The organism is Arthrobacter sp. R1-13 (genome assembly GCF_054161475.1).
The window spans coordinates 1,517,528-1,542,240 of sequence record NZ_CP096420.1 but is presented as its reverse complement, the minus strand read 5'-3'; the positions used below and the strand labels follow the sequence as shown (position 1 = coordinate 1,542,240).

The following is a 24,713-nucleotide window of genomic DNA, read 5'->3' as shown; positions in this document are numbered from 1 at the left end:
TTGTGCTGCCACGTTTTGGGGTTCCTTCACGTCAGTACCAGATCTGATTCATTCGGGCGGCCATCACCAAGGCCGTGACTCCCACCGCTGCCAGGACAAAGTTGCTCCAGCGGGTGCGTTCAAGGATGGACCAGTAGATTGCCCCGACCGGGAGCATGAGCGCTGTGAGGAGATAGCCCCAGAACTCCCATGCCTCACCTGCAATAGGCTCCCCCGACGTGACCCTGATGATTGAGCCGATGAGGTAGACGAGGAGCGCGAGTTCAACTGCCGCAACGGACAGGATAGTGACGTCGTTTGGCCCTTTCCTTAGGATGCCGGCCGTAACGCAGATGATCGTGGACAGGAGGCCGACCACCAGGATGATGTAGAAGTAGGCATCCACAGCTACTTGTCCCTGCCGTCGGCGTAGGGAAGCCCGTTCCCTGGCGCGAAGACAAGCACAGGCTTGGCAAAGCTTCCAGCATCGGCCAGCAAGGCAACGAGCGTTCCGTCGGGAGCGAAGGCGGCGGCGGGCTTCTCCACAGTGGCTGCACCTGGTGTCCCCGCCGCAGGCCCGGCGAGTACCCGTCGTCCGAACGAAATCTCAGTGGTTTCAGCCTCGCTCAGCTGCCGGTTAGGCAGCAGGGCGCGGGCCGCCTCGGAGATTTCCAATACTTCGAGTTCCTCTGCCAGTTGCTCAAGGGTCCTGGCTTGCTCCAGAGAGTAAGGACCCACGTGCGTCCTGCGCAGCGCAGTCAGGTGCCCGCCAACACCAAGAGCATTTCCAAGGTCGCGTGCCAGAGCCCGGATGTAGGTACCTGAAGAACATTCAACGGTGACGTCGACGTCCACTACCCTGCCGTCGTCGACTGGCCTGATGCTGTGCACATCGAAGCGATGGATGGTTACGGGACGGGCCTTCAACGTGACCTCTTCACCGGACCGGACACGGGCGTAGGCCCGCTCCCCATTGACCTTGATGGCGCTGACACTGCTGGGAATCTGCTCAAGTTCTCCGGTAAGGGCGACGACGCCGGCCCGGATGGCTGCCTCGGACACGTCCACTGCGGTGTGGGTCGCAGTGACTTCGCCTTCAGCGTCGTCAGTCACCGTAGATTCGCCGAGCCGGATGGTAGCCGTATAGGTCTTGGACGTTCCGACGATGTACGTCAGGAGCCGCGTCGCCTTGTTGATTCCCACCACCAGCACGCCCGTGGCCATGGGATCCAAGGTCCCTGCATGACCCACTTTCCGGGTACCGGCGAGCCGCCGCATCCGTCCAACCACATCGTGGCTGGTCCAGCCTTGCGGCTTATCCACTATTACCAGTCCAGAAAGCACGCCTCCCAGTATATCTTTGCGGCTGCCGCCTCCTGACGCCCGGGCAGATCGGGGCAGCAGGGAAAGCCGCAGGCACCGCGTTAGGATGGCTCTCATGCCAGAGCTTGCCGCGCATGTCCGCGACGTTCCCGTCAACCAGATCCGTGAGATCACAGAGGCGGCGTGGCGTACTCCCGGCTCGCTGGTTCTCAGCATCGGCGAACCCGGCTTTGCAGTTCCCCGCCATGTCCTGGAGGCCGGGATGGCGTGCCTGGACCGCGACGAGACGAACTACACACCGAACGCCGGCCTTCCCGTACTCCGCGAAGCGTTCGCCGCCCGGTTCCGGCAGCAGACCGGGACGGAGATCAATGGCGACCGCGTGTACGTAGTGGAAGGGGCACAGCAAGGACTGCATCTGGCCATGAGCCTGCTGCTGGGTCCAGGTGATGAGATCCTGATCCCCAACCCCGGCTATCCCACCTTCGTAATGACCAGCAGCCTGTTGCACGCGGTGCCTGTCCGGTACCCCCTCTATCCCTACCAGCACTTCCAGCCACGCATTAGTGACATTGAATCCCTGATCTCCCCCAGGACAAAGGTTCTGATGCTCAATTCACCGTCGAACCCGCTGGGCGCCGTCATTCCCGGTGAGCTGATGAAGCAGCTTGTGGAGCTGGCCAGGGTTCATGACCTGTGGATCATTTCCGACGAGTGTTATGAAGCCTTCACGTTCGATGTTCCCCACGTGAGTCCGGCAGTTTTTGATGGCACGGAGCCTGGAGAAGCGCGGGTGTTCACCTCCCTGACGCTGTCAAAGACTTACGGTCTCACTGGTCTGCGGATCGGTGCGCTGGTGTGCCCTCCAGGGCTGGAGAAGCGTATGAACAACGTGATGGAGAGCATCGTGTCCTGCGTGGCTTCGCCGTCACAGTATGCTGCAGTTGCCGCCCTGACCGGACCCCAGGATTATGTGGCTGAAGCCCGCAATCACTATCGCGCCAACCGCGACGCCGCCTCAACAGTTTTGGCGGCAAAGGGCATTCCCTTCCTGGATGCACAGGGCGCCTTCTACTTGTGGGCGGACGTATCCCATGTCAGTGGCGGAGACGTCAGGGCCTGGGTACATGGCTTCCTCGCTGAGGAAGGTGTTTCTTTTGCCCCGGGAACTGCCTTCGGCTCCATCGGAGAGGGCTGGATCCGGATCTCCCTGTGCGGCCAGCCCCAGGACCTGATGGACGGCGTCTCCCGACTACCCGCCCGGGTCTGACCCGCTACCCACGCGAAGCTGACACTACCTACGCGCGCCTGACAGCGCCTTGTCCAACCAGGCCCGGAGTGCTGGGGCGGGCGCAGCGCCGACTTGCCGTGCCACCACTGTGCCCTTGATGATCACCATTAGGGTGGGTATGGACTGGATCGCGAACCGCGCTGACAGGCCAGGTGCCCGATCCACATCCACCTTGACGAGTTTGATCGCGCCTGCCTTCTCCTGCGCGAGCTGATCCAGGACAGGGCTCACCATCCTGCAGGGCCCGCACCACTCGGCCCAAAAATCAATGAGCGCCGGAACGCTCGATGCTTCAGCCACCGAGGCAAAATCTTCGTCACCTGCCACCGCTACCCAAGGCAGATCCTGCTTGCAATTGGCACAGCGGGGCCTGCCCGAGGCTGCACCAGGAACCCTGTTGGTCTTGCCGCAGTGCAGGCATTTGATCAGTTGAGAAGCCATCTACGTCTCGTGTCTCGCGCCGGTTGCCCTGTAAGGCTCGTCAACTGAGCCTTCAATAGTCAATGCGGTTGCGGTGGGCGTGCCAGGCCTCGAAAGGACGGTTCGACGTCGGGATGGCTGCTTGCCGGACCGGCAACAGTTCCGGACGGCTTCCGGCGAAGTATTCATAGAACACCGCGTCATCAAATCCGGCGGCTGCAGCACCATGGCGGTCCGCGGCAAAGTAGACGCTGTCCATCCTGGCCCAGAGAGCCGAGGCGAGGCACAGCGGGCAAGGCTCGCAGCTGGTGTACAGCACCGAGCCGCTAAGGTCAAAGTGTCCGGTACCGGTGGCCGCGTTCCTGATGGCTACTACCTCGGCATGGGCCGTGGGATCTTTGTCCCGAGTGACGCGGTTGACCCCTTCGAACCGCCGACCGTCCGGAGTGACCACCAAGGCACCGAATGGTCCGCCGCCTTCAGCAACGTTCTGGATCGCAAGGCGAATCGCCATGTCCAGATAATCTGTGGAACCTGAACCATTCCCTGAGCCGCTCATCTTCTGATCATAGCCAGACGGCGGCGATTTTCCCGGGCTTCCGTGCCATGCATTTACCGAGGCCCCACACCACCCTTTTCCGCAGGCATCGACATCTCCCGAAGTGCGGTACTAAACTACTCGCGTTTGGGGGAGACGCCGTTGTCGACGGGTCAAAACAAGGGTCTCAATGTACTGGATGCTCGCACCCCGACATTGGAGACAAAATGAGAAAACAACTACCCTTCGCTGCGGTTCTCACCACCGCGGCTGCACTCCTTATCGCTGCACCAGCCACCCACGCCTCCGAAGATGAAGCGCCTGCCGCACCGACAGTCTGGGCCGACGGCCTGTTCAGTCCTTTGCACATCGGCGACGGTCCAGGGGGCTCCGTCCTTGTGACGGAGCAGTTCTTGGGACAGCTGATTCAAATTGACAAGAATGGCCAACGCACAGTGCTCCACGACAACCCGGGCTGGAGCGTTGCCGGCAGCGACCTCGGCGGGGACACCATCTATGTTGCAGAAAGCCAGGGCGCGGGAGGCTTTGATGGTCTTCCCCTTGCGGGACACATCCGTGCTCTGAACCCTGACGGTACGCAGCGGACCTTCGGGGATCTGGCAGCCCTGGAGACGACGGAGAACGCCGACGGCGGGATCACCTACGGATTCGAAAACCTGCCGGCGGATTGTGCAGCCTTGTTGCCGGAGCATGCGCGGGCATCGTACACAGGCGAAATCGACTCCCATCCTTACGGCATCGACATCTACGGCAGCACCATTTATGTCGCTGATGCAGGAGCCAACAGCGTTGTCTCAGTAGATGTTCATACCGGAGAGACGAAAACCGTTGCCGTCCTTCCGCCTCGGCCTTTCCTTGTGACTGAGGAAGCAGCAGCCGCTTCGGGCCTCCCGGCATGCGCTGTTGGCCACACGTACTGGTTCGAAGCGGTGCCCACGGATGTGGAGCTCGGTCCGGACGGCTGGCTGTATGTAACCTCCCTGCCAGGAGGACCGGAAGACCCGGCGCTCGGCTCCCGGGGAGCGGTGTTCAAGGTCAATCCGGACAAGGGGCACGTGAAGGTATTTGCCGACGAGATCATGTCTCCGACCGGAATCGACATGGATGACAACGGAAACATCTACGTGGCATCCCTCTTCGGGGAGGGCGTTTTGAAGTTCTCCGCGCATTCCGGCAAAGAGCGGGTGGTGCTGACCGCCATGCTCACGGCCGATGTGGATATTCGGGGCGACACCATCTACGCCACGGTGAACGCGTTGCCCGGGGAACCCACCGCACCACCGGCAGGTCAGATAGTCACCCTTTGGCAAGGAGACCATTGAACCGTGCCTTGAGCAGCACACTGGTTGAGCAACAAATCCAGTTGAGCAGCACGTTTAACTGACTGTGGCCGGATCCGTCTGGATCCGGCCACAGTCTTGAAGAAGACTTCTACTTGCTGTTGTCTTCGTCGATCTCGTTGTCGCCGCTGAACTCGATGTCCTCGTCGTCGAAGTCGTCCTCATCGATGTCCACATCATCCTGCGGAGCATCTGTTTTGTAAGGATCGGCATCGCCGGCATGCTTGGCGTTCTGAGCCAGCGCAGCAACCTCGGCATCGCGCTTCTTGGCTGCCCGGAGCAGCTCCTCAAGGTTGGATGCCACGACAGGGATCTGATCTGCCACGAACTCGAGGGTGGGCGTCAGCCGGACAGTGATGTTGCGGCCGACCTCCTGCCGCAGGACGCCCTTGGCTTTGTCGAGACCCTTTGCAGCGTCCGCCTGTACCACCTGGTCACCGAGGACGGTGTAGTAGATGGTGGCGTGCTGCAGATCGTTGGTGACGCGGGCGTCAGTGACAGTGATGCCCTCAAGCCGGGGATCCTTGACCTTCCGGCCCAACGCCTCGGCAACAACCACCTTAATCCGCTGCGCCAACTTGGCAGCGCGTGCCGGATCAGCCATGACTTCCTCCTGGAAATAGAAAAATTAGAAAGGGAGGGGCCGCCGGAATAATCCAACGGCCCCGACCCGGGTTACTGCGCTGATTTCTCAGCAAAGAACCTTAGACGCGCGGCTTCTCGCGCATCTCGAAGGTCTCGATGATGTCGCCCTCGTTGATGTCGTTGAACGAACCAAGGCCGATACCACACTCGAAGTCCGTGCGGACCTCGGTGGCGTCATCCTTGAATCGCTTGAGCGTCTCAACCGTGAGGTTGTCGCCGATGACCTTGCCGTCGCGGCTGATGCGGGCCTTCGTGTTGCGTCGGATAACACCCGAGCGAACGATGGAACCGGCAATGTTGCCGAACTTGGAGGAACGGAACACTTCGCGGACCTCGGCAGTGCCAAGCTGGACCTCTTCGTACTCCGGCTTGAGCATGCCCTTGAGGGCCATCTCGATGTCATCAATTGCTGCGTAGATGACGGAGTAGAAACGCATGTCCACGCCTTCGCGGTCTGCCAGTTCGGCAACACGCTCGGCAGGCTTGACGTTGAAGCCGATGATGACGGCGCTGTCCACCGTCGCCAGGTTGACGTCGTTCTGCGTGATCGCGCCAACACCGCGGTGGATAACGCGGAGCTGGACACCCTCGCCGACGTCGATCTTGAGCAGCGCGTCTTCAAGGGCTTCCACGGCACCGGAAACGTCACCCTTGAGGATGAGGTTGAGGGTGTCGATCTTGCCTTCGGCGACGGCCTGGTCGAAGTCTTCCAGGCTGATGCGCTTGCGGCGCTTGGCCAGGGCGGCGTTGCGGTCGGCAGCTTCACGCTTCTCTGCGATCTGGCGGGCGGTACGCTCGTCAGCTGTCACGAAGAAGGTGTCACCGGCTCGCGGCACGTTGGACAGACCCAGCACCTGGACCGGACGGGACGGGCCAGCCTCAGTCAGTGCAGAACCGTCGTCGTCGAACATTGCACGGACACGGCCATGGGCCGTACCGGCAACAATCGTGTCGCCGACGCGCAGGCTACCGGACTGGACCAGGACAGTTGCCACTGAACCGCGGCCCTTGTCGAGGTTGGCTTCGATCGCGATACCGCGGGCGTCCTTATTCGGGTTGGCGCGCATGTCCAAGGCAGCGTCCGCGGTCAGCAGCACGGCCTCGAGCAGCTCGTCGATGTTCAGGTTCTGACGGGCAGAAACCTCAACGAACATGGTGTCGCCACCGTATTCTTCGGGAACCAGTCCGTACTCGGTCAGCTGGCCGCGGACCTTCTCCGGGTTGGCGCCTTCCTTGTCGATCTTGTTCACAGCCACAACGATCGGCACGTTGGCCGCCTGTGCGTGGTTGAGGGCTTCAACGGTCTGGGGCATAACGCCGTCGTCCGCTGCTACCACCAGGATGGCGATGTCGGTGACCTTCGCACCACGGGCACGCATGGCGGTGAACGCCTCGTGGCCCGGAGTATCGATGAAGGTGATCTTGCGGTCTTCACCCTCATGGGTGTGCGTGACCTGGTAAGCACCAATGTGCTGCGTGATGCCGCCGTGCTCGCCCGCCATGACGTCGGACTTGCGGATGGCATCGAGCAGGCGGGTTTTACCGTGGTCGACGTGGCCCATGACGGTGACAACAGGAGGACGTGCCTCAAGGTCTTCGTCGCCTTCTGCTTCAAGCTCTGCATCGAAGTCGATGTCAAAGGTGCTGAGCAGCTCGCGCTCCTCGTCCTCCGGCGAAACAACCTGCAGCTTGTAGCCCAGCTCTTCACCCAGGAGGGCGAAGGTTTCCTCGTCAAGCGACTGTGTTGCAGTTGCCATCTCGCCGAGGTGGAAGAGCACGGTAACCAACGCGGCGGGGTTCGCCTCGATCTTGTCGGCAAAGTCCGTGATGGAGGATCCACGGCGCAGCCTTACGACTGTGTTGCCGTCGCCGCGGGGTACGCTCACGCCACCCAGCGACGGAGCACTCATCTGCTCCAGTTCCTGACGCTTGGCACGCTTCGACTTGCGCTGCTTGCCGCGGCCTGCTCCGCCCTTACCGAAGGCACCCTGGGTGCCACCGCGACCGCGGCCACCCTTACCGAAGCCTCCGCCAGCGGGAGCTCCGCCACCGGCACCCGGAGCACCGCCGGTACCCGGTGCGCCGCCTGGACGGCCCGGACCACGGGCGCCGCCGCCGGGACGTCCACCGGCACCAGCAGGTGCGGGACGCTCGGTGCGGTTAGGCATCATGCCCGGCGTGGGCCGGTTTCCACCGGCGCCTGCGGGACGAGGACCACCAGTGCCCGGAGCGCCACCCGTGCGGGGAGCGCCGGGACGCGCACCGGCTCCGCCGGCGCCACCTGTACGGGGAGCACCCGGACGGGGACCGCCTGCACCTGCGGCAGGACGCTGGCCGGCGTGGCCGGGACGGTCGCCTTCAGTGCGGCTGCCACCGGGACGCGGCATGCCCTGTGAGGTTGCGAACGGGTTGTTGCCCGGACGCGGGGGACGTTCATTGTCGCCGCCGCGGCCCCGGGGCATACCCTGGGACGTCGCAAACGGGTTGTTGCCCGGTCGGGGACCGCCCGGACGAGGGGCTGAACCACCCTGGCGGGAGGGAGCCGCCGGCGCTGCCGGAGCTTCAGCCTTGGGAGCCGGACGCGCACCGGGCTTGGCGCCCGTGGACGGTGCAGCGGGTGCAGCCGGAGCTGCAGAGGCTGCTGGGGCCGCCGGAGCTGACGACGCCGGAGCCGGAGCAGCAGGCGCGGCTGCAGCAGGAGCGGGTGCTTCTGCCTTGGCGGCCGGTGCCGGAGCAGCAGGTGCCGGTGCCTTGGGGGCAGCAGGACCAGGCGCAGGCGCCTGGCGTGCAGTTGCCGGGCTGGCATCAGCCTTGGATGGGGCGGCGGCTTCGGTTGAGGAAGCGGCGGCGCCGGGGAAAGCGTTGCGGAGTTTCCTCACAACGGGTGCCTCAATGGTGGAAGAGGCGGAGCGAACGAATTCGCCCAGTTCCTGCAGTTTGGTTACTGCATCTTTGGAAGTAATACCGAGCTCTTTAGCAAGCTCATGTACGCGGACCTTGGCCACATTTCTCCTGTCTCGGTCCGCACCGAGCCAGGCACGAACCGTCTACTTCTTACTGCGGGCCTCCGCCGCACATACAGCTGGAAGGCCCATTGCAGAGCGCAACAAAGTTGTCATCGTTGCGCACTCATCGCTGGGAACTCATCGGGTTTCCATCAGTTTTCTGACCCGCTTTCAGGTTGGACGGTTGTTGCTGCGGCCACCGGGGTGTCCACGGCTTTCGTGCCTGCCGTTATCCGGCGTTCGACTTCGGCGGTTCCGGTTGCCCCGTTAAGAGCACGTCCGAAAGCCCGCCGCTTGATCGCCAGGGCCAGACACTTTTCGCTGGGATGCAGCCATGCACCCCGGCCAGCCATCCGGCGTCGTTCATCCACGATGACAGCGGAAGATCCACTGCCTTCGGCGACGAGCCGGAGTAACTCTGACCGCAATCCCTTCTTTCGGCATCCGATGCAGGTTCGCTGGGGCTGATCCTTCAAGCGTTGCGTTTCTGCCACTCTCGAGTATCTTCCTGCCAGTACATAACTGCTGCCTCCGATCATCCGTCGCCACCCATTGGGCAGCCGGCGACTTACTGCAGGCACACGAACACCGGCCGATAGGCGCGGTCTTGTCTATTCTAGCCCCACTCGGCCCATTGTCTTGAAACCGCGGCCGGGAAGTGGACGGGAAATACGGAACAGGGCCGGCGGCAAGTACTGCCCCCGGCCCCTCACTGGAAGTAATTGTTCCAGTTGTTTACTTGTTCCGGTCGACGGCGGCGTCGGAGACGATGTCTATCCGCCATCCGGTGAGCTTGGCCGCGAGACGTGCGTTCTGGCCTTCCTTGCCGATCGCCAGGGACAGCTGGTAGTCCGGAACCACCACGCGGGCAGAGCGCGTGGCTTCATCGGTAATGGTGACGGAGTTCACGCGCGACGGCGACAATGCACTTGCGATGAAAGTTGCGGGGTCCTCGCTGTAGTCCACAATGTCGATTTTCTCGTCATTGAGCTCGGTCATGACCGCTCGAACCCGCGAGCCCATTTCACCGATGCAGGCACCCTTGGCGTTGATCCCGGGAATGTTGGCCTTCACCGCAATCTTGGTGCGGTGTCCGGCTTCGCGTGCCAAGGCCACGATCTCGACTGACCGGTCAGCGATCTCGGGGACCTCCAGCTCGAACAGCTTCCGAACGAGCCCGGGGTGGGATCGCGACAGGGTGATAGACGGGCCTTTGGTTCCACGGTGCACGTCGATGACAAAGGCACGGAGCCTGTTGCCGTGGATGTACTTTTCCCCGGGGACCTGCTCGGGCGGCGGAAGCAACGCTTCCACCGTGCCGAGGTTGACCTGGATCATGTGCGGGTTGTTTCCCTGCTGGATGAGGCCGGCAACAAGTTCGCCTTCGCGTCCCTTGAATTCACCCAGCACGTTGTCGTCTTCAACGTCGCGCAGGCGCTGCAGGATGATCTGCCGTGCAGTGCTGGCCGCGATCCGGCCAAAGCCCGCCGGAGTGTCCTCGAACTCGCCGATGGGAGCACCGTCGTCGTCGATCTCAGTCGCCCAGATGGTGACGTGACCGCTCTTGCGGTCCAGTTCGGCCCGGGCCTTCTCGAAGGCGCCGGGCGACTTGTGATAGGCCACCAGCAGCGCTTGCTCGATGGTGGGAATCAGGAGATCCAGCGGGATTTCACGCTCACGCTCCAGGAGTCTCAGTGCGCTCATGTCAATATCCATTAGGCCTCCTCAGAAGGTCCGTTGTACTCATTTTCCAGACCAGCCTCTTCGAGGTGGCTGAACTCTATCTCGACTTTTCCTTGACGGATCCTGTCGAAAGGAATCTTGACGGGTTCGCCCTGCTTGGGCTTCATCCCCTTTTTGACGGCGAGTTCCGGTACCAGCGTCACACCGTCGTCGTCTACGGACACAATCCGTCCCGTGACGTCATCGCCCTGGATGACCTTGACCTTGACCAGCCGACCGCGCGCACGGTACCAATGGCGCGCCTCCGTCAGAGGACGCCCTACACCTGGAGAGGAAACCTCAAGGTCGTAAGGACGGTTGTCCTCCTGGGGGTCCTCGTCCAGCACATTGGAAAGTTCCTTGGAAATCTCGGCAATGACGTCAAGGCTGACCCCGCCGGTTTCTTCCTGCGGCAAATCCACCACTACGTGGACCACCCTGTTGGAGCCCGCGATGTTGATGTCAACATCCTCCAGATAAAGCCTGTGCGCCTGAACTGTGGGTTCCAGGAGCGCGCGGAGCCGCTGAGCTTCGCGTTGATGCGCAGCGGCGGGCCCGGCCGTTCCTGTCCCGGTACGGTCTGATGAAGTCGTGGCTTCTGCATTACTCACGATGCCGGCCGCCTTCCGCTAGATGATGTTGTGACTACTAGCGTAACGATTTTCCAGCGGCCTTGGTGCACGCGGTTGTCAACCGGCATGACAACATGGTCTGTTGTGAAAGACGACACCCGGGAAAAGCGACGGCCGCTCATGTATTTCCGTTACCTTCTCCTTGCCTGTGTTGCCGGACTGGTTATAAGCCTCGGCGTTGCCATGACGCCGCGGCCCGCTCCAGAACCGCCTGAACCGGCCTTTTCAGAGCAGGCCCGCGCCTCGGCCCTGGAAACTTCGCTCAGTCTGCGAAGCTCCGCCCAACTCCTCGCTGAGGCAGCGCCGGAGGCTCAGCAGGCTGCGTTTACCCGGGTTGTGAGATTGCTGACAACGCAGGCGAAGGCCCTGCTCCCTCCGGCGACGGCAACTCCGGATCCTTCTGCCTCGGCCAACGTCCCGCCCTCAGAAACGGCACCCTCAGCCACGTCGCCGTCGCCGTCGGCGTCGGCCACCGTTGCAACCCCCTCTGCGGGGGAACTGGTGGCCGGTTTGTCCGCCAGCGGCCTTCAAAGGACCAGTGACGCAGGAGCGGCCGACGGCGGGATGGCCAGGCTGCTGGCAGCGGTGGGTACTGCCCAACTGCTTGAAGCGTCGGCATTCGCGGGCGCAGTGGGCGTCCCGGCGCCCGAAGTCACAGTTGCAGGCTTGACGCCGGAAGACGCGAATCAGCTGAAGGGCGGAACGCCTAACTGCCTGGCCTCCTCATCAGTTGCAGGGCCATCAGCAGCTCCCTCGACAGGACCTCCGGCACCCCAAACAGCAGATTCTCCCTCTGCCCAGTCCGGGGAGCCGGGACAGACTGGACTCGGACAGCAGGGCGGCTCTCTCCTCGCAGCCGCCCTGTCCATAACTGTCAAAACCGAAGCTGAGACGATTTATGGCTATCAGGTGGCGCTGACCCGTCTGGAGAAATCCAATACGCAATCGGCGTCGTCGCTGATGGAGCGGCACGAACAACTGTTGCAGGAGGCCCAGGAGCTGAGCCGTCTGCACTGCGTAGACACCCCCCATCAGGAACCCGGCTATTCCCTGAAGCCGGAATTTCTGCAGGCTCCCGCCGCCGGGCTGGGGAGCCTCGAAGCGGAAACCCTGCCCGTCTATGCCGACCTTGTGGCCCTGGGCGAAGGACCGGCACGCCGCTGGGCGATAGCCGGCCTCTGGGAAGCTGCACGAAGGTCGGTGCAGTGGGGCGCGGATCCGGGCGCCGTGCCTGGCGTGCTATTTAACGTTGATCAACTGCCGCCGTTACCCGATGAGGCAGCAGCCGATGATGGACTGCGCAATGACGGGGCAGCAGCCGATGATGAGACAGCAGCGGAGCAGTCCTGACCATCCGACCCTGGTTACTGGAAAGCTTCCCGTCCCGGTGGTTTGCTGTTCACATGGATGATCCGCTGCCCGGCAGCCTCCACGACAACGAGCCCCACGGCAATGACCTCTCGCAGCGCCTGAACTGGCTACGCGCAGGAGTCCTGGGCGCCAACGATGGAATCGTTTCGGTAGCCGCCATTGTGGTGGGCGTCGCCGGCGCAACGGCCGCATCGGGGCCCATTCTGGCAGCTGGTGCGGCCGGGCTGGTCGGGGGTGCCATTTCCATGGCCCTGGGCGAGTACGTCTCCGTCAGCAGCCAAAGCGACAGCCAGAAGTCCCTCATCGAGAAGGAACGCCGGGAGCTCGAGGAGCAGCCTGTGGAGGAGCTTGCCGAACTCACGGCCATCTACCAGCAGAAAGGCCTCAGCGTTGAGACTGCCCGGACTGTTGCCGAGGAACTGACAAGGCATGACGCGCTGTCCGCCCACCTCTCAGCGGAGCTACACATTGACGAGGACGACATCGTAAGCCCCTGGCACGCTGCGTTCGCTTCGGCATCCGCGTTCGTCATCGGAGCCATCCTTCCGTTGCTTGCCATTCTGTTGCCACCCCAGGACATCCGTGTGCCCGTTACCTTTGTTGCTGTGCTGGTTGCACTGGCGGCCACGGGAGCTCTGGGGGCATGGATTGGGGGCGGCTCCAAGGGCCGTGCCGCCATCCGGGTGGTCATCGGAGGTGCCCTCGCCCTGGCCGCCACCTTCACGATCGGCAACCTGCTGGGAGCCAGCGGCGTGGTCTGAATCCCGGCCGCGGCCCGGGTCCTGGACTACGCTGGTGCTGATGATCCGGTCAGCAGAAGTACCCGTACCCGTAGACCTCACCCGGAGGTACAGCACCACCAGCTCCGGGCGCGCTTGGCTTGCGTCGCTTCCCGGGCTGATCCACGGCCGGCTGGACCACTGGAACCTCGAGCTTGACCTCCCGGAGGGCGCAGTGCCGTGGAACGGGCATGGAGCCATTGTTATCCCGGTGATGAATTCCGGCGTTCCAGCGGTCCTCAAGGTGGCCTATCCGCACGACGCAGCCCGCGTCGAGCGGCACGCCCTGGCCTTGTGGAACGGCCGGGGTGCAGTCCGGTTGCTGGATTCCGACGCCGGAACGTGCTCTATGCTGCTGGAGCGACTCGACCCCGTCCGCTCGTTGCAGGGAGCGCCCATGGATACTGCCGTGGAGGTGTGGGGTGGCCTCGTCCGCCAGCTCAGCCTGGTCCCCAGCGGCAACGCAGAATGGGCCGAATTCGAACATGTGGCTGCACTGGCCGAGCGCTGGAGCGACGACCTTGCCGCGGAATGGGAACAATTGGGCCGGCCCTTTCCACGATGGCTGCTGGAAGCTGCCTTGGAAGTATGCCAAACACGGGGCGCTGTGGGCCGACGCTCGGGCAGGGACGTGCTGGTCAATACCGACTTCCATTTCCTGAACATCCTGGCCCGCCCGGACGCCCCGGCACTGGCGGGACCAGGCGACTACGCGGCAATAGACCCCCAGCCCATGATCGGTGAAGCCGAGTTCGCGGTGGCGCCATTGCTCTGGAACCGGCTGGGTGACCTTTCCACCCGCGACCCGGAGCGGGGCCTCGTGGAGAGGTGCAGGGATTTCAGTGAGGCAGCTGGGCTGGACGCGGACGCCGCTGCCCTGTGGGCCGTGGCCCGGGAAGTGGACAATGCCTTGCACTATGCTGCCCGGCTGCGTCATGAGGGAGACCTGGCCCGCTCGCTGTGGGTCGCCAGCACAATGGCGGGCCGCACGCTTTCCGGGCTCCCCAACGCCCATGAGCTGCCGGAGCCCGGTGCAGCCCACGACTGGTCAGCCGGGCCATCCGGGTGGACCGCTGGAATGCTGGGGCAGGACAGCTAGGAGCGGACTGCCGCTACTGCGCTTTCGATTGCCTCAACTGCTACGTTGACGTCCTCGTCGCTGGTGCTCCAGTTACTGACCGAGATCCGGAGGATGTCCTTACCCTGCCAGCGGGATCCGGACATCCACACGTGGCCGTCGGCAATAATCCGGGCAGTGACAGCACGCGTGGTGGCATCGTCCCCGAACGCCAGCGACACCTGCGTGTAGTCAACATCGTTCAGCACCTCTATACCGCCCACGGCGGACAGCCTTTCCGCAAGCTGGGCTGCGCGATCGGTCAGGCCCCTGACCTGGGCAACCACGCCCTCCTTTCCCAAGGACTTCAGGGCCGCCCACACTGGAACACCCCTGGCCCGGCGCGAGAGCTCGGGTACCTTGTCGAAAGGATCGGCGGAACCATCCACGTCCTGGATCAGGTAGCTGGTGCTGACTCCCATGGCCGTACGCAGTGCCATTGCGTCTTTCACCACGGCAATCCCGCAGTCGTAGGGGACATTCAGGCTCTTGTGCGCATCTGTTGCCCAGGAATCGGCCAGGGCCAGGCCTTCAGTCAGCGCAGCGAGTTCCGGCACCGCAGCGGCCCAGAGACCGAAGGCGCCGTCCACATGGACCCAGGCGTCGTGTTTCCTCGCAACACTGATCGCTTCACTGAACGGATCAAAAGCTCCGGAATGCAGATTTCCAGCCTGCAGGCACACGAGCAAAGGGCCGGTTCCCTCAGCGAGAGCCCGGTCAAGTTCCGCCGGAATAATCCGGCCCTGCCGGTCAGAGGGAACAACTACCGGCGTCCCCAAACCCACAAACCGCAAGGCCAGGTCCACGCTGGCATGCCGCTCTTGGCCCACTACACAGCGGATCCGGGGCCCACCGGCGAGGCCATCGGCCTCCACGTCCCAGCCGGCGTTCGTCAAAAGCCGCCAGCGGGCGGCCGCCAGCGAAGTGAAGTTCGCCATAGTAGCTCCTGTGACGAATCCGACGTCGGACTCCGGCGGAAGGCCCAAGAGGTCAAGAAGCCAGTTCCCGGCCGCTTCCTCGATGGCCGCCGCCGCAGGGGTCGCATAGCTCATACATGTGTTCTGGTCCCATGCACTGACCATCCAGTCAGCGGCCAGGGCAGCGGGGAGCGTTCCGCCAATGACCCAGCCGAAGAAGCGTCCGGACGGCATGGCCATCAGTCCGGGTTCGGCATGAGTGGCGAGATACTCCACAACGTCAGCGGCCGCCATGCCTTCGTGCTGGAGCGGTCCGCCAAAGACTTCCAGCAGCTCCCCCGCGGTTTTCTTTGGCCCGACATGGCGCCCCGGCAGGCTGGCCAGCCACTCCGTGGCATGCCTTGAGGCCGCCTCCAACGCATCCCTGTATGGTTCTGAACCTGCTGACATAGGAGCATGCTACGCCTGCCCTTTTGCGTTCGGGAGGGCGATTGGGGAAGGATCCTCCCTAAGCGAAGGTGTCGTGCCAGACGTCGTAGCCGAGCTTGATGATAAGCGCGCCCACCACGGTCAGGAAAACGATCCGGATGAAGCGGCTCCCTTGCTTGACGGCTGTTCGGGCTCCCAGATATCCGCCGGCCATGTTTGCCACACCCAGCAGCAGTCCTATGCCCCACAGCAGTGAGCCGTGCGGCAGGAAGAAGATGAGCGCCCCGGCGTTGGTAGCCATATTGACGATCTTCGCCTTCGCGCTGGCTTCGAGGAAGGCATAGCCCATAGCGGATACCAGGGCAATGACCAGGAAGGAACCGGTCCCCGGGCCAATCAGCCCGTCATAGAAGCCGATGACAGCCCCGATCAGGCAGGCCACAACGTAGTGCGTGCGACCGTCATGGCGCAGCAGGGTGAGGTTGCCGACGTCGGGCTTGAAGGCCGTAAAAAGTGCGACGGCGATCAGTGCCGCCACAATGATTGGCTTAAAGACGCTGGCCGGGAGCGTGGCGGCCAGCACGGCTCCCCCGAAGCTGCCGGCCAAAGCGATGACGGCCATGGGGATGGCCGTCCATAAATCCGGCCGGACGCGGCGGTAGAACGTAACGGAGCTGGTGGTGGTCCCGAAGATAGAGCCCATTTTGTTGGTCGCCAACGCCTGGACAGGAGTGATCCCAGGCACCAGCAAGAGCGCCGGCAACTGGAGGAGTCCCCCGCCTCCGACAACGGCGTCCACCCAGCCCGCGGCAAATCCCGCCACGACCAGCAGGATGATTGTTGCAAGCTGAATCGACTCGAAGCCCGAGACCACGCCGTCCAAGGTGCTAGCGGCTGTTGCGGACGGCGTTGACCACGTAGTCAACGGCCTTGTCCACCGTCACGTTCTCGGCCTCCCCGGTTCTGCGGTCCTTGATCTCGACGACGCCGTCCACCAGACCGCGGCCGACGGCGAGGATGGTGGGGACGCCCACGAGCTCGGCATCGCCGAACTTTACGCCGGGAGAAACCTTCGGGCGGTCGTCGTAAATGACTTCCAATCCGGCGGCCTCAAGTTCGAGCGCTATCTTTTCAGCAGTGTCGAAAATTTCCTCACCGCGGCCTACTGCAACAACGTGGACATCGGCCGGGGCAACGGCCCGCGGCCAGACGAGTCCCTTGTCATCATGGTTGGACTCGGCCAGGGCGGCCACCGCGCGGGTCACGCCCACACCGTAGGAGCCCATGGTGACCACCACTTGCTTGCCATTCTGGTCCAGAACCTTCAGCTCAAGGGCTTCTGCGTACTTCCGCCCGAGCTGGAAGATGTGGCCCATCTCGATGCCACGGGCCGTCTCCAGCGGGCCGGAGCCGTCGGGAGCCTCGTCACCCGCGCGTACCTCGGTGCATTCGATGACGCCGTCCCAGCCAAAGTCGCGGCCGGCCACGAGTCCGTAAACGTGCTTGCCTGCTTCATTTGCGCCGGTGACCCAGGTGGTACCGCTGACCACACGGGGATCGACGAGGTAGAGCAGCTTGGCAGCGCCCTCCAACCCCAGGAAAGGTTCGTCCAAGGACAGGCCAGGGCCAAGGTAGCCCTTCACGATCAGCGGGTTCTTCTTCAGGTCGTCCTCGTTGGCCGCTTCAAGGCCAATCTCGCCGGCAACCGGCAGGAACCGGCCGATGTTCGCTTCGACGCGCTTCAGGTCCACTCCCCGGTCGCCCGGCAGCCCGATGACAACGATCTGGCGCTCCCCTGTTGGCAGGGTGACTGCCAACACAACATTCTTGAGGGTATCCGCACCGGTCCAGGCGCCGCCGTCGGCCTCGCTGCGGGGTACCAGCTGGTTGGATGCTTCCACCAGCGTATCGATGGTGGGAGTGCCCGGGGTGTCCAGGACCTCCGCCGCGGGAGCAGCGCTGAAGTCGATGTCATCCGGAACCACCGTGGTGACGGCCTCTACGTTCGCGGCGTATCCCCCCGCTGACCGCACGAACGTGTCCTCGCCGATCTCCGTGGGGTGCAGGAACTCTTCACTCTTGGAACCGCCCATCGCACCCGCGGTGGCGGCGACGGGAATAACCTCCAGGCCCAGCCGCTCGAAAATCCGGAGATAGGCACCCCGATGCGCGGCGTAGCTGGCGTCCAGTCCGGCGTCGTCTACGTCGAAGGAGTACGAGTCCTTCATGATGAATTCGCGGCCGCGCAGCAGGCCCGCGCGGGGACGGGCTTCGTCCCGGTACTTGTTCTGGATCTGGTAGATGCTCAGCGGCAGATCTTTGTAGGACGAATAAAGGTCCTTGACCAGCAGAGTAAACATTTCCTCGTGAGTAGGGGCAAGCAGATAGTCCGCGCCCTTGCGGTCCTTGAGCCGGAAAATCCCATCGCCGTATTCGGTCCAGCGATTGGTGACCTCGTAGGGCTCCTTGGGCAGGAGCGCCGGGAAGTGCACTTCCTGGGCACCAATGGCGGCCATTTCCTCACGAATAACCTGCTCAACCCTGCGCAGTACGTTCAGGCCCAGCGGCAGCCAGGTGTAGATACCCGGAGCGGCGCGGCGGATGTACCCGGCCCGAACCAGTAGCCGGTGGCTGGCCACCTCTGCGTCGACGGGATCTTCACGCAACGTGCGCAGGAAAAGTTTGGAGAGGCGAAGGACCACTGGTCGGTATCCGTTTCTGGGGGAACTGGCAAAAATGTCTGGATACCAATCTACCGGTTGGAGGCGCCTAAGCTATGCGCAGGCTGTGCTCTTGACCTGCCCGGACACAGAAGAGCCACGCCCTAACTGAAGGAAGCCCCTGGCCAGCTTGGCTGGTCATCCTGTTGTGGCGTGGCTCTGCGGCCTGAAAGGCCAACTAATTCTGTGCGTGTTCCTGCTTGGTACTGCTTTTAATGGCATCCGTTCTCCAGCCTGGCAGCCAGTCCGAATGCTGGCTGTTGCCTTAGGACGTGTCCCCTAACTTCCTATCCACTGCCGTGGCAAGGTCAACGCAAAGTGCCATGTTTGGGAATTCCTTCCTGAGAGACCGACGCGCCCCATCAGCGCGGCTACGTAGAAACTTATGTGATCCCCGCCACCATTTCAAGAGTTCTTAACGCAAATGACCGTTGACGACGACGCCCGTCAGGTCTAGCTTTTATTCATCAGGTGATGAATTAATCACCAGACGGAAGTACTTCCGGGAGGAAAAATGTCCCAGGCAGCAGCCGAGCCGCCGTCAGATGGCCGTGAACGCGGCGTGGAAGTCGAGAAGCTAAATGTCACCCGAAACGGGAAGGACATCCTCCGGAACATCAGCTTTTCAATTCCAGCCGGCCAAATCACAGGCCTTCTGGGGCCCTCTGGAAGCGGCAAGACAACGCTCATGCGGGCTATCGTCGGAGTACAGAAAATCACCTCAGGCTCGGTGCGGGTTCTGGGCAGGCCGGCGGGACATCCAAGCCTCAGGCACGACGTCGGATACGTCACGCAGGCACCCAGCATCTACATGGATCTCAGCGTGGAAGCGAACGTGCGGTACTTCGGAGCCATGCACAGCAGGAAACGCGAGGATGCCCGGCGGGCGATTGACGCAGTCGACCTCGGTGCCTTGGCGCACCAGAAGGCGGCTGACCTTTCCGGCGGAGAGCTCAGCAGGGCATCCCTGGCATGCGCTTTGGTGTCGGAGCCCAAGCTCCTGGTACTGGATGAACCTACGGTGGGACTGGATCCAGTGTTGCGGGCAGATCTCTGGCAACGGTTCCGCGGCATGGCTGAGGCCGGCACCACCCTCCTGATCTCCAGCCATGTCATGGAGGAAGCCAGCCACTGCTCGTCCCTGCTCCTGTTGCGCGGCGGCGGGCTCCTGGCCTGGCTCACTCCCGAGGAACTAAGCCGTCAAGGCAGAAGTGCTGACCTTGAACAGGCCTTCCTTCACGTAATTCAGCAGTCGGAAGCGACGGTGGCGTGATGAATCCACACATGATGCTGGCGACGACAGGCCGGGTTCTTGACCAGTTGCGACACGATCGCCGCAGCATCGCACTCATCCTGGTAGTCCCTGCACTGCTGCTGACCGCTGTGTACTTCCTCTATGAAAACGAGACCCTCCCGCCAGGCTTACCAAGGACGTTCGACCGGGTAGGGCTCATGATGCTTGCCATCTTCCCATTCGTGGTGATGTTCCTGGTTACGTCCATCACCATGCTCAGAGAGCGGACCTCCGGGACTCTCGAGCGCCTCCTCACCACACCGATCCACAAAGCGGACCTTCTGTTCGGTTACGGCCTGGCTTTCTCGATCATGGCCGCGCTCCAGTCCCTGGTTGCTACTGCCGTGGCTTACTGGATTTTCAATCTCGATATCCAGGGCAGTCCCCTCTGGGTGGTGATGATCGCCGTCATCAACGCGGTCCTGGGAGTCGCGCTTGGATTGTTCTGCTCAGCCTTTGCCCGGACGGAGTTCCAGGCCGTCCAGTTCATGCCGGTGGTGGTGGTACCGCAGATCCTGTTGTGCGGGCTCTTTGTGGCTCGGGACAGAATGAACGAGGTCCTCGAGGCAATCTCCAACGTCCTGCCGCTGACATTCTCCGTCGATGCGCTGCGGGAAGTGGCGGAGAACGCGGAGGCAACGGAACTGATGTGGCAGGACGTCAGCGTGATGGGCACGATTGTGCTCGGAGTGCTGGTCCTCGCCTCGCTGACATTGCGCCGGCAGACACCATGAGCGGGGGTCTTCCCTTGGTCAGGAGGGGCCGGCGCAAGGGCGGCATCGCGTCAAAAGACCAGATTCTGGGAGCTGCACGAAAGCTTTTTGCCGAACGTGGTTTTGATGGCACCAGCCTGCGGCAGATCGCCCGCGAGGCTGAAGTGGACCCGGCCATGGTTCACCATTTCTTCAACGGCAAGGATGAACTTTTTGCGCTGAGCGTGGAACTTCCGGCCGACCCGGCCCAGGTTCTGGCCGGAGTGGACGGCCTCGATCCTGAGCATCGGGCGGAGGCCATTGTCGGGGCCGTGCTTCGGCTCTGGGAGAGTCCTGCCCAACACAGCCTGGTTGCCTTTCTTCGCGGAACCATCGGATCCAAGGCCAAGACGGCCATGATGAGGGAGCTGGTCACGAGGACCGTTCTGTCCAGGATCATGGCAGGGGTCCCCGGCACAGCTGAGGAAGTGAGGTTACGCGGCAACCTGGTGGCCTCACAAATGGTGGGCCTGATGCTGACGCGCTACGTGATCCGGCTGGAGCCCGTGGCGTCGGCAACTGAAGAAGAGGTCATCCGGCTCGTTGCGCCCAACGTCCAGCACTACCTGACGGGTGAGCTGGACGCCGGGCGGGCAAACAAAGCGTCACTTCAGGAGGGCAGCAGCCTGGTTCATCATGGCTCCCGTCCGTGAAACGGCCTCTTCCTGGCCGGATCCGCCCGAAGACGTGACGGTGATAAGCACTCCGTGACTGAGCTAAAAGAGCACTGTAGCGAACGTACCCACCTGATGGAAACCCACGCGTTCGTAGGTGGCCCTGGCGCGGCTGTTGTAGTCGTTAACGTAAAGGCTCGTGACCGGTGCGAGCTGCTGTGCGTGGGTTACGACGGCGGCCATATAGGCTGCGCTCAGCCCTTTGCCGCGGTACGACGGATTCATCCAAACGCCCTGCACCTGGGTTACTTCCGGGGTCACCGCCCCCAGCTCGGCTTTGAACACCACTTCACCGTCATTGTTGAGGTGGACCAGCGAGTGTCCTTGCCGGATCAGTCCTTCAACTCTCCGGCTGTAGAACTCCCGTCCACCCAGGAACGGTGAGTACCCCACTTCTTCTTCGAACATCGCAGCACAGGCCGGCAGGATGCGGTCGAAGTCATCGAACCGGCTGAAGCCCAAGTGGACGTCGGGTTGCACTGTGGGCGGGCCTGTCAGTGTCAGCAGGGGCTGGATGGCCCTGACATCATGGGCCAACTGACCCAGGTCCTCGAGCCGTTCGTACATGGCGAGCACAGTCTCGGCAGGACCAAAAATGGAGGCGTACCGGCGGCCTGATCCATAGGCTGCGGCAGCGACGGCGCCTGCAAGATCCGGATCAAGTTGGATGGGCACCAGGTTAGCGCCTGCCCAGCACGCACCCACCAGGTCCTCGCCGTCGAACACTCCCAAAACGTTCGCTCCACCGGAGGTGGGTGCCGCCGTTCCCGTGCTATCCAGGTGCGCGAGGATAAACACATTTGCCACAACGTCCTGCCGGGCGAGTTCCTGGAGCTTGGCGGTGTCGGCCCCGCCCAGTACCCGCACGGAAGTGCCGGCTGGGTATCCGTCCTTACGAGACGCTAACCACGGGGCTACCCTTGACAGCATCTTCGCCATCGGCCTCCCCCATCTCTTCAGCGATACGCATGGCCTCTTCGATCAGTGTCTCAACAATTTCGCTCTCAGGAACAGTCTTTATGACTTCCCCCTTGACGAAAATCTGGCCCTTGCCGTTGCCGGAGGCTACGCCGAGGTCCGCTTCGCGCGCTTCGCCCGGTCCATTGACCACACAGCCCATAACAGCAACCCGGAGCGGAATCTCCATGCCCTCAAGTCCTGCCGTAACCTGTTCAGCCAGTGTATAGACATCAACCTGGGCACGGCCGCAGGACGGGCAGGAAACGATCTCGAGTTTGCGTGGGCGGAGGTTCAGGGACTGCAGGATCTGATTGCCCACCTTGATTTCTTCCACCGGCGGAGCGGAGAGGGAGACGCGGATGGTGTCGCCGATCCCCTTGGAGAGGAGCGCACCAAAGGCCACCGCGGACTTGATGGTGCCCTGGAAGGCCGGGCCGGCCTCGGTCACACCAAGGTGCAGAGGCCAGTCGCCCTTCTCGGCCAGCATCTCGTAGGCGGCCACCATGATGACGGGGTCATTGTGCTTCACAGAGATCTTGAAGTCATGGAAGCCATGCTCCTCGAACAGTGACGCTTCCCAGACTGCCGATTCCACGAGGGCCTCAGGAGTGGCCTTGCCGTACTTTTTGAGGATGCCCGGCTCCAGTGACCCGGCATTCACGCCGATTCGGATGGATGTCCCGTGATCCTTGGCTGCCCTGGCGATTTCCTTGACCTGGTCATCGAACTTCCGGATATTTCCCGGGTTCACGCGTACCGCAGCACAACCGGCTTCGATGGCCGCGAAGACATACTTGGGCTGGAAGTGGATGTCAGCGATGACGGGAATCTGGGACTTTCTGGCGATGATGGGGAGGGCTTCCGCATCGTCCGCGGACGGGCAGGCAACCCGTACGATGTCGCAACCAGACGCTGTCAGCTCCGCGATCTGCTGGAGCGTTGCGTTGATGTCCGTTGTAGGCGTGGTGGTCATGGACTGCACACTGATGGGCGAATCGGAGCCGACGCCGACCGAGCCTACCTTGATCTGGCGGGTCTTCCTGCGCGGGGCAAGAACAGGCGGTGGTGCTGACGGCATTCCCAGGCTGACCGAGGTCACGTGGACTCCTTGTTTCAAGATGTGTGGGTTGTGGTCCGGACTGGACTAGGCTGCGTGCTCTGAAAGCAGGCCGATAACCGGGTTCCATTCGGTGATGCGGATGGCCGAAATTACCTGTGCCGAAGCGAACGGATCCTGTTGCAGGAGGTCACTCAAGGCGGCGTCGTCTGAGGCATTGAAAATCAACAGGGCTCCCGCACCGTCGGAGTAGGGTCCGCTGGTGAGTAGCACGCCTTCCCCGGCAAGAGCGGTCAGCCATTCTCGGTGGGCGGGCCGGTGGGCATCACGGACCTGCCCGGAGTCGGCGTCGTATACGTACTCAACAGCAAAAACAGTCATAGGGCTACCCTATCTCGCCGCCCGCCAGAGTACCCATCCGGCCGAAGTCAGCTCAGAAACAAGACCTTGGCCAAGGCGGCAATACCGGCAGCCCAGAACATGGACGTAAGGGTTCCAATGATGAAGCGTTCGGCGGCAACTGGCGTCTCTTTCAGCTCGGCAAAACGTCCGAGCCCCTTGATGGCAACGACGTACGCGATGGCGACGGGTTGTCCTCCCAGAATGGCCAGGCAGACAGCAAGCCGCTCAAGGATACCGATGATCGCCCCGCCCCGAAGGATCCGCGTGGAGGCTGCAGGGGCTCCATTGTCAACCTTGCCCGGTGCGGGCTCTTCAGGTTGGCCAGTACCAGGTTGATCCCTTGCAGGAACTGCGTCCTCGGCTTTCGACGGTCCGGCCGGCACCGTGATTTCGCCGTCAACGGTAACGTCGGCTGAGGGGTCGTCGCCGTCGTCTGCCTTGGCAGTGTTCCGGGCCGTACGGGTGCCAGCATCCGCCTTGTCATCAATCGTCCTGGCGAGGCGGAAAACCAGCGCGGTAACCGGCCAGCCGGCGAATCCCGCCAAGACCATGGCCAGCGTTACCCAAAGAGCGTCCACGCGTCTGCTCCCGTCCCTTCAGTCGTGATGATCTGGTGTGCCAGGGCCAGCAGCATTTCAGCGGCAGGCCTTGCCGCCCATTCTTCCTGCCATCCGGACCGCAGCACTGCGCGGCTCACCGACTGCTCCGTGATTCCCAGTTGGCGGGCAGCGATTTTCTGGCTGCCATGCTTGGCCTCGCGGCCCTGCTGGACGGCTGCGAGGGTGTCGACGACTTTCCATTGCGCCTCACTGCGTTCCTGGATCAGCCGCCCGATGAGGCGCAATACCGCCTCTGCGTTGGCGCAGGCAGCAGCGGCGTGCGACGCGCGTGTGTCCGCAGTGGAGACGCCGTCAGTTTCCATGCGGATCGGCATGCCCGGCAGAACTGCCAATGGGACATGGCCGGCGGCGGCCTTAGCCCTCTCCACGGCATGGCGGGCCGCTACGAAAGCCGGGCCTGACCCTTCCCGCGGGCTTTGAGGCAACGGCATGTCCACTGGACCCATGCCAATGCCCACATACCAGTGCCCCCGCCTCAAAGCATGAAGCGCGATTGCCACAGCTTCGCCAGGATCCTGTACAACCCCCTGAATTTCATCACCCACCGAGCGCTCAAACGTTCCCGACGTGCTCAAGGGGGCTACGTCCTGGAGCAGCGATGGGACGCGATCAACATCCGCCGTGCTGCCGCGCTGGTCGATAGTCAAAACGAACATACCTCAACCGTAAATGGCTGATAATCAAATATCAATCATTTTTGGCTGA

25 protein-coding genes are annotated in these 24,713 nt (G+C 62.7%); 8 read left to right on the top strand and 17 right to left on the bottom strand.

Annotation, left to right across the window (positions count from 1 at the left end):
• Positions 1-31: 31 nt before the first annotated feature.
• Together M1D88_RS07030 and truB are read right to left on the bottom strand one after the other, a co-directional pair.
• Complete coding sequence (locus M1D88_RS07030) at positions 32-385, bottom strand: hypothetical protein (protein WP_458113825.1); 354 nt, start codon at positions 383-385, stop codon at positions 32-34.
• A 2-nt stretch (positions 386-387) separates the two neighbouring features.
• Complete coding sequence (gene truB / locus M1D88_RS07025; RefSeq protein ID WP_458113824.1) at positions 388-1,323, bottom strand: tRNA pseudouridine(55) synthase TruB; 936 nt, start codon at positions 1,321-1,323, stop codon at positions 388-390.
• 94 nt (positions 1,324-1,417) lie between these two features.
• Between truB and M1D88_RS07020 the strand changes: the two genes are divergently transcribed.
• The gene (locus tag M1D88_RS07020) at positions 1,418-2,572 is read left to right on the top strand and encodes a pyridoxal phosphate-dependent aminotransferase (protein ID WP_458113823.1); all 1,155 of its coding nucleotides are present in this window, start codon (positions 1,418-1,420) and stop codon (positions 2,570-2,572) included.
• Between the two features lie 24 nt (positions 2,573-2,596).
• On the opposite strand, the gene trxA is transcribed toward M1D88_RS07020, so the two are convergent.
• Positions 2,597-3,034, bottom strand: coding sequence for a thioredoxin (gene trxA, locus M1D88_RS07015; protein ID WP_458113822.1), 438 nt, complete (start codon positions 3,032-3,034; stop codon positions 2,597-2,599).
• A gap of 52 nt (positions 3,035-3,086) precedes the next feature.
• Positions 3,087-3,527 carry a nucleoside deaminase gene (locus M1D88_RS07010; protein WP_458113821.1) on the bottom strand — a complete coding sequence of 147 codons (441 nt, stop codon included), beginning with the start codon at positions 3,525-3,527 and terminating at the stop codon, positions 3,087-3,089.
• Between the two features lie 251 nt (positions 3,528-3,778).
• On the opposite strand from M1D88_RS07010, the gene M1D88_RS07005 reads away from it, so the two are divergent.
• A complete protein-coding gene (locus tag M1D88_RS07005; protein ID WP_458113820.1) occupies positions 3,779-4,894 on the top strand; it encodes a ScyD/ScyE family protein in 1,116 nt (371 codons plus the stop codon).
• A 109-nt stretch (positions 4,895-5,003) separates the two neighbouring features.
• On the opposite strand, the gene rbfA is transcribed toward M1D88_RS07005, so the two are convergent.
• The 5 genes from rbfA to rimP all read right to left on the bottom strand — a co-directional run bounded on the left by rbfA (position 5,004) and on the right by rimP (position 10,895).
• The gene (rbfA, locus tag M1D88_RS07000) at positions 5,004-5,516 is read right to left on the bottom strand and encodes a 30S ribosome-binding factor RbfA (RefSeq protein ID WP_247044072.1); all 513 of its coding nucleotides are present in this window, start codon (positions 5,514-5,516) and stop codon (positions 5,004-5,006) included.
• A 100-nt stretch (positions 5,517-5,616) separates the two neighbouring features.
• Positions 5,617-8,562 (bottom strand): translation initiation factor IF-2, encoded by a 2,946-nt coding sequence (infB, locus tag M1D88_RS06995; RefSeq protein ID WP_458113819.1) that lies wholly within the window; start codon positions 8,560-8,562, stop codon positions 5,617-5,619.
• Between the two features lie 152 nt (positions 8,563-8,714).
• Positions 8,715-9,056 (bottom strand): YlxR family protein, encoded by a 342-nt coding sequence (locus M1D88_RS06990; RefSeq protein ID WP_458113818.1) that lies wholly within the window; start codon positions 9,054-9,056, stop codon positions 8,715-8,717.
• A gap of 241 nt (positions 9,057-9,297) precedes the next feature.
• A complete protein-coding gene (nusA, locus tag M1D88_RS06985; RefSeq protein ID WP_458113817.1) occupies positions 9,298-10,278 on the bottom strand; it encodes a transcription termination factor NusA in 981 nt (326 codons plus the stop codon).
• Positions 10,278-10,895: a ribosome maturation factor RimP gene (rimP, locus tag M1D88_RS06980; RefSeq protein ID WP_458113816.1), complete on the bottom strand. Its 618-nt coding sequence runs from the start codon at positions 10,893-10,895 to the stop codon at positions 10,278-10,280. The genes nusA and rimP overlap by 1 nt, the downstream gene beginning before the upstream one ends.
• Positions 10,896-10,982: 87 nt before the next feature.
• On the opposite strand from rimP, the gene M1D88_RS06975 reads away from it, so the two are divergent.
• From M1D88_RS06975 to M1D88_RS06965, 3 genes are read left to right on the top strand one after another with little or no spacing between them, the layout of a single operon-like run.
• Positions 10,983-12,266 carry a ferritin-like domain-containing protein gene (locus M1D88_RS06975; protein ID WP_458113815.1) on the top strand — a complete coding sequence of 428 codons (1,284 nt, stop codon included), beginning with the start codon at positions 10,983-10,985 and terminating at the stop codon, positions 12,264-12,266.
• A 53-nt stretch (positions 12,267-12,319) separates the two neighbouring features.
• Positions 12,320-13,048, top strand: coding sequence for a VIT1/CCC1 transporter family protein (locus M1D88_RS06970; protein ID WP_458113814.1), 729 nt, complete (start codon positions 12,320-12,322; stop codon positions 13,046-13,048).
• A 40-nt stretch (positions 13,049-13,088) separates the two neighbouring features.
• A complete protein-coding gene (locus M1D88_RS06965; protein WP_458113813.1) occupies positions 13,089-14,165 on the top strand; it encodes an aminoglycoside phosphotransferase family protein in 1,077 nt (358 codons plus the stop codon).
• On the opposite strand, the gene M1D88_RS06960 is transcribed toward M1D88_RS06965, so the two are convergent.
• The 3 genes from M1D88_RS06960 to M1D88_RS06950 are packed head-to-tail and all read right to left on the bottom strand — an operon-like array spanning position 14,162 to position 18,231.
• Entirely contained in the window at positions 14,162-15,550 is a 1,389-nt protein-coding gene (locus M1D88_RS06960; protein ID WP_458113812.1) for a pyridoxal phosphate-dependent decarboxylase family protein, read from the bottom strand. The two genes, M1D88_RS06965 and M1D88_RS06960, sit on opposite strands and share 4 nt — an antisense overlap.
• Positions 15,551-15,608: 58 nt before the next feature.
• On the bottom strand, positions 15,609-16,403 hold the full coding sequence (locus M1D88_RS06955; RefSeq protein WP_458114461.1) for a sulfite exporter TauE/SafE family protein: 795 nt from the start codon (positions 16,401-16,403) through the stop codon (positions 15,609-15,611).
• 13 nt (positions 16,404-16,416) lie between these two features.
• Complete coding sequence (locus M1D88_RS06950) at positions 16,417-18,231, bottom strand: proline--tRNA ligase (RefSeq protein ID WP_458113811.1); 1,815 nt, start codon at positions 18,229-18,231, stop codon at positions 16,417-16,419.
• Between the two features lie 532 nt (positions 18,232-18,763).
• On the opposite strand from M1D88_RS06950, the gene M1D88_RS06945 reads away from it, so the two are divergent.
• Genes M1D88_RS06945 through M1D88_RS06935 form a run of 3 tightly spaced genes read left to right on the top strand, consistent with a single transcriptional unit; the run spans position 18,764 to position 20,948 of the window.
• The gene (locus M1D88_RS06945) at positions 18,764-19,522 is read left to right on the top strand and encodes an ABC transporter ATP-binding protein (protein WP_458113810.1); all 759 of its coding nucleotides are present in this window, start codon (positions 18,764-18,766) and stop codon (positions 19,520-19,522) included.
• 11 nt (positions 19,523-19,533) lie between these two features.
• Positions 19,534-20,277, top strand: coding sequence for an ABC transporter permease (locus tag M1D88_RS06940; protein WP_458114460.1), 744 nt, complete (start codon positions 19,534-19,536; stop codon positions 20,275-20,277).
• The gene (locus M1D88_RS06935; RefSeq protein ID WP_458113809.1) at positions 20,274-20,948 is read left to right on the top strand and encodes a TetR/AcrR family transcriptional regulator; all 675 of its coding nucleotides are present in this window, start codon (positions 20,274-20,276) and stop codon (positions 20,946-20,948) included. The genes M1D88_RS06940 and M1D88_RS06935 overlap by 4 nt, the downstream gene beginning before the upstream one ends.
• 63 nt (positions 20,949-21,011) lie before the next feature.
• Here M1D88_RS06935 and M1D88_RS06930 read toward each other — a convergent pair whose 3' ends face one another.
• From M1D88_RS06930 to M1D88_RS06910, 5 genes are read right to left on the bottom strand one after another with little or no spacing between them, the layout of a single operon-like run.
• A complete protein-coding gene (locus M1D88_RS06930) occupies positions 21,012-21,899 on the bottom strand; it encodes a GNAT family N-acetyltransferase (RefSeq protein WP_458114459.1) in 888 nt (295 codons plus the stop codon).
• Positions 21,862-23,028, bottom strand: a complete 1,167-nt coding sequence (ispG, locus tag M1D88_RS06925) for a flavodoxin-dependent (E)-4-hydroxy-3-methylbut-2-enyl-diphosphate synthase (protein WP_458113808.1) — start codon at positions 23,026-23,028, stop codon at positions 21,862-21,864. Before ispG ends, M1D88_RS06930 begins: the two co-directional genes overlap by 38 nt.
• 45 nt (positions 23,029-23,073) lie before the next feature.
• Positions 23,074-23,367, bottom strand: coding sequence for a YciI family protein (locus tag M1D88_RS06920; RefSeq protein ID WP_458113807.1), 294 nt, complete (start codon positions 23,365-23,367; stop codon positions 23,074-23,076).
• 47 nt (positions 23,368-23,414) lie between these two features.
• Positions 23,415-23,966: a hypothetical protein gene (locus M1D88_RS06915; RefSeq protein ID WP_458113806.1), complete on the bottom strand. Its 552-nt coding sequence runs from the start codon at positions 23,964-23,966 to the stop codon at positions 23,415-23,417.
• Entirely contained in the window at positions 23,948-24,664 is a 717-nt protein-coding gene (locus tag M1D88_RS06910; RefSeq protein WP_458113805.1) for a MarR family transcriptional regulator, read from the bottom strand. Before M1D88_RS06910 ends, M1D88_RS06915 begins: the two co-directional genes overlap by 19 nt.
• Between the last annotated feature and the right edge of the window lie 49 nt (positions 24,665-24,713).